An 8,057-nucleotide genomic window follows, 5' to 3' on the forward strand; every position below is an offset into this window, starting at 1 on the left:
CGGCCAGTAGGTAAGGTGCGGCTCCATGACGAACCTGCCGCCCCGCGCGGGCCGCCGCTGCGCCCACCCGGTGAACCTGCTGCACGCGACGCTGTTCTTCTCCCCGGACCTCGACGCCCGGTTCAAGGAGCTCGGCATCGAGGACCCGAGCGCGATGCGCCTGGCGGCACGCAGCGCCCCGCTCGGCGCGGTGGGCGCCGGCACGGTCGCCGCGACCTTCTACAACTACAACCACGCCTTCCTCGCCCGGCACCTGCCCGCCGTCTGGTCGGCCGCCTCCCCCGCCGACGTCCTCGACGCCCGGCTGCGGGCCGTGGACGCCACGCTGCGCCGACTGCTCGGGGACGACGCGGTCGCCTCCCCCGAGATGGCCGAGGCCGCCGAGCTCGCGCTGCGCGCCGCCGAGGCCTGCACCCGGCACGCCCGCCCGCTGTACGCCGGCAACGCCGACCTGCCGGTCCCGGACGCCCCGCACCTGCGCCTGTGGCACGCCGCCACGCTGCTGCGCGAGCACCGCGGCGACGGGCACCTGGTGGCCCTGGTGAGCGCCGGGCTCGACCCGGTGGAGGCGCTCGCCAGCCACACCGCCACCGGCAAGGGCATGGCCCCGCGCTGGGTGCTCGGCACCCGCGGCTGGGGCCGCGCCGACTGGGACGCGGCCCAGGAGCGGCTGCGCGGGCGCGGGCTGCTCGACGCCGAGGGCGAGCTCACCGCGGCCGGCGGCGCGCTGCGCGAGGCACTGGAGGACGAGACCGACCGCCTGGACGCGGCACCGTACGAGCACCTCGGCGCGGACGGCGTGGCCCGGCTCACCGAGCTGGCCAAGGGCTTCCTGGTGGCGGCCGTCGGCGCGGGCGCGTTCCCGGGCGACCTCACCGGCAAGGCGTAGCCTGCCGGGCTCGGCCGGCAGGGCGTGGCCGGATACCGGGGGCCGTCGGCCCCCGGGGCGGGTCGGTTGCCGCGTACGGGTGACCGACCCGGCAGAATGCTTCCGCAAGCTTGAGGCACGAGAAGGCGGGTCGGGACATCGTGACGACGTCCATCGAAGCAAGGATCGCCGAGGAGCTCGGCGTACGCGAGCGACAGGTGAAGGCGGCCGTCGAACTGCTCGACGGCGGTTCGACCGTGCCGTTCATCGCGCGCTACCGCAAGGAAGCGACGGAGATGCTCGACGACGCGCAGCTGCGCACCCTGGAGGAGCGGCTGCGGTACCTGCGCGAGCTGGAGGACCGGCGGACCGCGGTCCTCGACTCCGTACGGGAGCAGGGCAAGCTGACGCCCGAGCTGGAGGCGCAGATCCGGGCCGCCGACACCAAGGCCCGCCTGGAGGACATCTACCTGCCGTTCAAGCCGAAGCGGCGGACCAAGGCGCAGATCGCCCGCGAGGCGGGCCTGGAGCCGCTGGCCGAAGGACTGCTCGGCGACCCGTCGGTGGACCCGCTGGCCGCCGCGGCCGCGTTCGTGGACGCCGACAAGGGCGTCGCGGACCCGGCGGCGGCCCTGGAGGGCGCGCGGGCCATCCTCACCGAGAAGTTCTCGGAGGACGCCGATCTGATCGGCGAGCTGCGCGAGCGCATGTGGGGCCGGGGCCGGCTCGCGGCGAAGGTCCGGGAGGGCAAGGAGGAGGCGGGCGCGAAGTTCGCCGACTACTTCGACTTCGCCGAGCCTTTCACCGCGCTGCCCTCGCACCGGATCCTCGCCATGCTGCGCGGCGAGAAGGAGGACGTCCTCACCCTCGACCTGGAGCCCGAGGAGCCGGCCGACGGCCCGACGGCGACCGCGGCGACCTCTTCGTACGAGCCGATCGTCGCCTCCCGCTTCGGCGTGGCCGACCGCGGCCGCCCCGGCGACAAGTGGCTCCTGGACACGGTCCGCTGGGCCTGGCGCACCCGGATCCTGGTGCACCTGGGGATCGACCTGCGACTGCGGCTGCGGACGGCCGCCGAGGACGAGGCGGTCCGGGTCTTCGCGGCGAACCTGCGCGACCTGCTGCTCGCCGCGCCCGCGGGGACGCGCGCGACGCTGGGCCTCGACCCCGGCTTCCGTACCGGCGTGAAGGTCGCCGTGGTGGACGCGACCGGCAAGGTCGTGGCCACCGACACGATCTACCCGCACGTCCCGGCGAACAGGTGGGACGAGTCCCTCGCCAAGCTGGCCCGGCTCGCCAAGGAGCACGGCGTCGAGCTCGTCGCCATCGGCAACGGCACCGCGTCCCGCGAGACCGACAAGCTCGCCGCCGAACTCATCGACAAGCACCCGGAGTTGAAGCTGACGAAGGTGATGGTGTCCGAGGCCGGCGCCTCGGTCTACTCCGCCTCCGCGTTCGCCTCGCAGGAACTCCCCGGCCTGGACGTCTCGTTGCGCGGCGCGGTGTCCATCGCCCGGCGGCTGCAGGACCCGCTCGCCGAGCTGGTGAAGATCGACCCGAAGTCCATCGGCGTCGGCCAGTACCAGCACGACCTCTCCGAGGTGAAGCTCTCCCGCTCCCTCGACGCGGTCGTCGAGGACTGCGTGAACGGCGTCGGCGTCGACGTCAACACCGCCTCCGCGCCGCTCCTTTCGCGCGTCTCGGGCATCGGCGCGGGCCTCGCCGAGAACATCGTCGCCCACCGCGACGCCAACGGCCCCTTCCGGTCCCGGAAGTCGCTGAAGGACGTGGCGCGGCTCGGCCCCAAGGCGTACGAGCAGTGCGCGGGCTTCCTGCGCATCCGCGGCGGCGACGACCCGCTGGACGCGTCGGCGGTGCACCCGGAGGCGTACCCGGTGGTCCGCCGGATGGTGAAGACGGCGGGCGGCGAGGTCGGCGCGCTGATCGGCAACACCGGCGTGCTGCGCTCGCTGCGGGCCGACGACTTCGTCGACGAGACCTTCGGTCTGCCGACGGTCACCGACATCCTGAAGGAGCTGGAGAAGCCGGGCCGCGACCCGCGACCCGCCTTCAAGACGGCCACCTTCAAGGAGGGCGTCGAGAAGATCTCCGACCTGGTGTCGGGGATGGTCCTGGAGGGCGTGGTGACCAACGTCGCCGCCTTCGGCGCCTTCGTCGACGTCGGCGTCCACCAGGACGGCCTCGTCCACGTCTCCGCCATGTCGAAGAACTTCGTCAAGGACCCCCGGGACGTCGTGAAGCCGGGCGACGTCGTGAAGGTGAAGGTCCTGGACGTCGACATCCCGCGCAAGCGGATCTCCCTCACCCTCCGCCTGGACGACGAGGCGACGGCCGCGGAGCAGACGGCCCCCCGGCGGGACCGGGGCGACCGCGCCGACCGGGGCGGGCGCCCGCCGCAGCAGCGCCGTGGTGGCGGCGGGGGCGGGGACCGCAACCGCGACCGCCAGTCCGCGGCCCCGGCCCCCGCGAACAGCGCGATGGCCGACGCCCTGCGCAAGGCGGGCCTCCTGAACGAGGGCGGCGGGAACGGCAAGCGCCGAGGCCGCTGACCCACCGAAGGCCCGGCCGGAAGGCCGGGCCTTCACCGGTTCGCCCGGCCCACGCGGCGCAGCCGGTCAGCCGGTCTGCCGCGCTGCCGCGCTGCCGGTCCGCCCCGCTGCCGGTCCGCCGCGGCGCGGGCGGGTCCGAGCGGCGCGGGCGGGTCCGAGCGGCGCAGCCCGGATCCGAGCGGCGCAACCGGTCCGAACGACGCGACCGGTCCGGAACAGCGCAACCGGTCCGAACAGCGCAACCGGCTCACCAGGGCACTCGGCGCACCCGAGCACTCGGTGCGGGAGCCGGCGTGCCGAGCCCGCCTCGGGCCCCGGGGCGCCGTCTACGGCACGAAGCGGAGGGCCCAGTCCGCGCGGTTCGCGACCGACAGGTCGTCGTCCTCCGTCATGGGCTGGAGCAGCCGCTGGGCGGCCTTCGGGTCGGCATGGACCAGGTCGACGATCTCTGCGGCCAGGCCGTCCTGGTCGTCGCCGAGGTCGACCGCGGAGGCGCGGACGAGCAGCGGGAGCCGGTCCGTGCCCCCGAGTGCCGCGATGACGCCACCGAGGAGCTCGCGCGCGTAGGCGTTGCGGTCGGCCACCGCGCGCTCCAGTTCGGCCTCGAGCCGCGGGAGCAGGCCCTGGTCGCCCGATGCCGCGATCTCGTCGGCGAGGGCGATCGTCTCGTCGAGGTCGGCGTCGAAATCGTCCAGCATCTCGATGAGCCGGGTCACGCGGTCGTCGGTCATGGTGCCTCCTGGAATGCGCCGTCCACGAGGACGGGCACGGTGGTCGACGCGTCGATCTCGGCGGCCACCTCCACGTCCTGCGGATAGCCGTACTCGTACAGTTCACGGCCCGAGTCGCAGCCGTGCAAGGCGGCGACCGGGTCTTCCGTGGCCGCCCACAGCGTGGCCGCCGCGGTCGCCTCGGGAGTCAGGGGCCGCCCGGCGGTGCGCAGCGCGTCGAGCACCGCGCCGGCGCCGAGGAGGTCCTCCAGGGCGGGGCGCAGGGAGCCGTCCGGCCACTGCTCGCCGGACGCGATGACGGCGACGGGGCGGTCGGCGGTGCCGTAACCGCGCTCGACGAGCCAGTCGGCGACGGCGGTGCGGTTGCGGAGGGACGCGGCGACGACGGTCGCCCGTCCGGCAGCGGCCTCCACCGAGATCGTGGAGCCGTTCGGGGACGGCAGGACGAGCCGGCCGCTGCCGGGCGCGGGCGCCGCGCGCAGCGCGGCCGGGGAGAGCGACCACGGGTGCGTGCCGTCGGCCCGGCTCCTGCCGACGGCGAGCACGGCGTCCTGCTCGCGCGCGTACGCCACGGCGGTCGCGTCCCGCCGACGGTACGGGAGGACGGCCGTGCCCCGCTCGACGGCGACGCCGACGGAGGTGGTGAAGGACAGCACGTCCACGACCACCAGGCAGGCGGCCGCGGGCGCGAGGGCGCGCGCCTCGACGGGGCCCCAGCCGAAGGCCAGGGCCGATGCCGAGGGGGTGGGCCGGCCGGGGGACGCGGCGGTCGCCTCGTCCGCCCGGCTCACAGCTCGGTCACCTTGCCGTCCGCGACCTCCAGGCGGCGCGTGACGTGGACGGCGTCGAGCATCCGGCGGTCGTGCGTGACGAGGAGCAGGGTGCCGTCGTACGAGTCGAGCGCGGATTCGAGCTGCTCGATGGCCGGCAGGTCGAGGTGGTTGGTCGGCTCGTCGAGGACGAGCAGGTTCACCCCTCGGCCCTGGAGCAGGGCGAGCGCGGCGCGGGTGCGCTCGCCGGGCGAGAGCGTGGTCGCGGGCCGCAGCACGTGGTCGGCCTTGAGGCCGAACTTGGCGAGCAGGGTGCGGACGTCGGCCGGCTCGGTGTCGGGGACGGCGGCGCAGAACGCCTCCAGGAGCGTCTCCGTGCCGTGGAAGAGCTTGCGGGCCTGGTCGACCTCGCCGACGACGACGCCGGGACCGAGGGCCGCGTCGCCCGCGTCCAGCGGGAGGCGGCCGAGGAGGGCGGCGAGCAGGGTGGACTTGCCGGCCCCGTTGGCGCCGGTGATGGCGACGCGGTCGGCCCAGTCGATCTGGAGGGTGACGGGCCCGAAGGAGAAGTCGCCGCGGCGGACCTCGGCCTCCCGCAGGGTGGCGACGACCGCGCCGGAGCGCGGCGCGGCCGCGATCTCCATGCGCAGCTCCCACTCCTTGCGGGGCTCCTCGACGACGTCCAGACGCTCGATCATGCGCTGGGTCTGCCGGGCCTTGGCGGCCTGCTTCTCACTGGCCTCGCCGCGCAGCTTGCGTCCGATCTTGTCGTTGTCGGTGGCCTTGCGCCGCGCGTTGCGGACGCCCTTGTCCATCCAGTTGCGCTGCATGAGGGAGCGCGATTCGAGGGCGGCCTTCTTGTCGGCGTACTCCTCGTAGTCCTCGCGGGCGTGCCGGCGCGCGGTGGCCCGCTCCTCCAGGTAGGCCTCGTAGCCGCCGCCGTAGAGGGTGATCTGCTGCTGGGCGAGGTCGAGTTCGAGGACCTTGGTGACCGTGCGGGTGAGGAACTCGCGGTCGTGGCTGATGACGACCGTGCCGGCGCGCAGCCCCATGACGAAGGCCTCCAGCCGTTCGAGACCGTCGAGGTCGAGGTCGTTCGTCGGCTCGTCGAGCAGGAAGACGTCGTAGCGGGACAGGAGCAGGGAGGCGAGACCGGCGCGGGCGGCCTGGCCACCGGAGAGGCCGGTCATCGGCTGGTCGAGGCCCACGGTGAGGCCGAGGGAGTCGGCGACCTCCTCGGCGCGCTCGTCGAGGTCCGCGCCGCCGAGGTCGAGCCAGCGCTCCAGGCTGACGGCGTACGCGTCGTCGGCGCCGGGCGCGCCGTCGACGAGCCCCTGGGTGGCCTCGTCCATGGCGGCCTGGGCGGCGGCGACGCCGGTCCGGCGGGCCAGGAACTCCCGCACGGTCTCCCCCGCGCGCCGCTCCGGCTCCTGCGGGAGGTGCCCGGCGGTGGCGGAGGGAGGGGACAGCCGCAGCTCCCCGTCCTCGGGGGTGTCGAGGCCGGCGAGCAGGCGCAGGAGCGTGGATTTGCCGGCTCCGTTGACGCCGACGAGGCCGATCACGTCCCCGGGGGCGACGACGAGGTCGAGCCCGGCGAACAGGGAGCGGTCACCGTGTCCGGCGGCGAGGTTCTTGGCGACGAGGGTGGCAGTCATCAGGAAATGAATCCTACGTGTGTCGGCGGCCGAGGTGCGGGGGTACGGTCCGGGCGTGGGCACGGACCCGGGGAGGGGCATGGACGGCGAGGCGATCGTGGTAGGGGCGGGGGTCGTCGGCCTGACGACGGCGATCCGGCTCGCGGAGCGGGGCCTGCGGGTCCGCGTCCGGTCGCGGGACCCGCTGGCGCAGACGACCTCGGCGGTCGCGGGAGCGCTGTGGTGGCCGTACCGGATCGAGCCGGCGGCTCGGGTGGGTGACTGGTCGCTGGCCTCGCTGCGGGTGTACGAGGAACTGGCCGCCGCGGATCCCGTCGCGACGGGCGTACGGCTGGTGCCCGGGGTGCACGCGGACACGGTGCGGGAGGGGCTGGGCGACTGGGCGGAGGAGGTCGACGGTCTGCGCCGACTGCCACCGGACGAGGTGCCGGGCCCGTACGGCTCGGGGCTGGCGGCGCGGCTCCCGCTGATCGACATGCCGGTTCATCTGGCGTGGTTGCGGGGCCGGTTGGAAGCGGCGGGCGGAGTGCTGGAGCGCCGCGCGGTGACGGACCTCGCGGAGGCCGGGGCCGCCGTGGTGGTGAACTGCGCGGGCCTGGGAGCGCGGGAACTGGTGCCGGACGGCGGGATGCGGGCGGTGCGGGGGCAGTTGGTACTGGTGGAGAACCCCGGCGTGGACACGTGGTTCACGGCGGCGTCGGGGACGTCGAGCGAAACGACGTACTTCTTCCCGCAGCCCGGACGGCTGATCCTGGGCGGCACGGCCGAGGAGGACGCCGAGGACCCGGCCCCGGACCCGGCGACGGCGGCGGCGATCGTGGCGCGCTGCGCCCGCGTCCGCCCGGAGATCGCGCGGGCCCGTGTCCTCGGCCACCGCGTCGGCCTGCGCCCGGTGCGCGACGCCGGCGTCCGCCTGGAAGCGGAGCCGGGGCCGGCCGGGGGGCTGCTGGTCCACAACTACGGGCACGGCGGGGCAGGGGTCACGGTGGCGTGGGGGTGCGCGGACGAGGTGGCGGAGCTGGTGACCGGGCGCTGAGACGAAACCCCGCCTGTCCGGGCCGCGCATTCGACCGCGCGCCCCGCCGCCCACCCCGCGCGGGCCCTGGCCTCACTCCGCGCGGGCCTCCACCCACCCCCATGCGGGCCCTGGCCTCACTCCGCGCGGGCCTCCGCTCACCCCCGTGCGGGCCTCCGCCTCACTCGGCGCGGGCCTCCGCCCACCCCCGTGCGGGCCTCCGCCTCACTCCCGCCGTCCCCGTTGTGGGCAGTCGTTCCGCTGGGGCGGAACGGGTGGGCACAACGGAACGACGCGCCTTGCCGCGCCCAGGCTCCTACCGCTCTGACGTCGAGCAGGAGGGCGCGGCGCCGTACTGGTGCGGGCAGGTGCAAGGGGCGGACGCGCCGCCGAAGCGCGGTCCCGTGTGCCCACCCGTCCCGCCCTGCGGGACGATTGCCCACACGGA

Annotated in this window: 6 protein-coding genes; 3 read left to right on the forward strand and 3 right to left on the reverse strand. The window is 75.2% G+C overall.

Annotated elements, in window-relative coordinates; genetic code table 11:
* Positions 1 to 25: 25 nt before the first annotated feature.
* On the forward strand, positions 26 to 889 hold the full coding sequence (locus AB0M16_RS20775; RefSeq protein ID WP_365344898.1) for a hypothetical protein: 864 nt from the start codon (positions 26 to 28) through the stop codon (positions 887 to 889).
* A 140-nt stretch (positions 890 to 1,029) separates the two neighbouring features.
* Complete coding sequence (locus tag AB0M16_RS20780) at positions 1,030 to 3,438, forward strand: Tex family protein (RefSeq protein WP_365344900.1); 2,409 nt, start codon at positions 1,030 to 1,032, stop codon at positions 3,436 to 3,438.
* A 326-nt stretch (positions 3,439 to 3,764) separates the two neighbouring features.
* Here AB0M16_RS20780 and AB0M16_RS20785 read toward each other — a convergent pair whose 3' ends face one another.
* From AB0M16_RS20785 to AB0M16_RS20795, 3 genes are read right to left on the reverse strand one after another with little or no spacing between them, the layout of a single operon-like run.
* Positions 3,765 to 4,169 (reverse strand): hypothetical protein, encoded by a 405-nt coding sequence (locus AB0M16_RS20785; RefSeq protein WP_365344902.1) that lies wholly within the window; start codon positions 4,167 to 4,169, stop codon positions 3,765 to 3,767.
* The gene (locus AB0M16_RS20790; RefSeq protein ID WP_365344904.1) at positions 4,166 to 4,960 is read right to left on the reverse strand and encodes a 2-phosphosulfolactate phosphatase; all 795 of its coding nucleotides are present in this window, start codon (positions 4,958 to 4,960) and stop codon (positions 4,166 to 4,168) included. Before AB0M16_RS20790 ends, AB0M16_RS20785 begins: the two co-directional genes overlap by 4 nt.
* Positions 4,957 to 6,594: an ABC-F family ATP-binding cassette domain-containing protein gene (locus tag AB0M16_RS20795; RefSeq protein WP_365344906.1), complete on the reverse strand. Its 1,638-nt coding sequence runs from the start codon at positions 6,592 to 6,594 to the stop codon at positions 4,957 to 4,959. The genes AB0M16_RS20790 and AB0M16_RS20795 overlap by 4 nt, the downstream gene beginning before the upstream one ends.
* Before the next feature lie 79 nt (positions 6,595 to 6,673).
* Here AB0M16_RS20795 and AB0M16_RS20800 point away from each other — a divergent pair, with 79 nt between their 5' ends.
* On the forward strand, positions 6,674 to 7,630 hold the full coding sequence (locus AB0M16_RS20800) for an FAD-dependent oxidoreductase (protein WP_365345145.1): 957 nt from the start codon (positions 6,674 to 6,676) through the stop codon (positions 7,628 to 7,630).
* The last annotated feature ends 427 nt before the right edge of the window (positions 7,631 to 8,057 follow it).

Origin of the sequence: Streptomyces sp. NPDC051921 (assembly GCF_040680975.1) — a bacterium.
Lineage (GTDB): Bacteria > Actinomycetota > Actinomycetes > Streptomycetales > Streptomycetaceae > Streptomyces.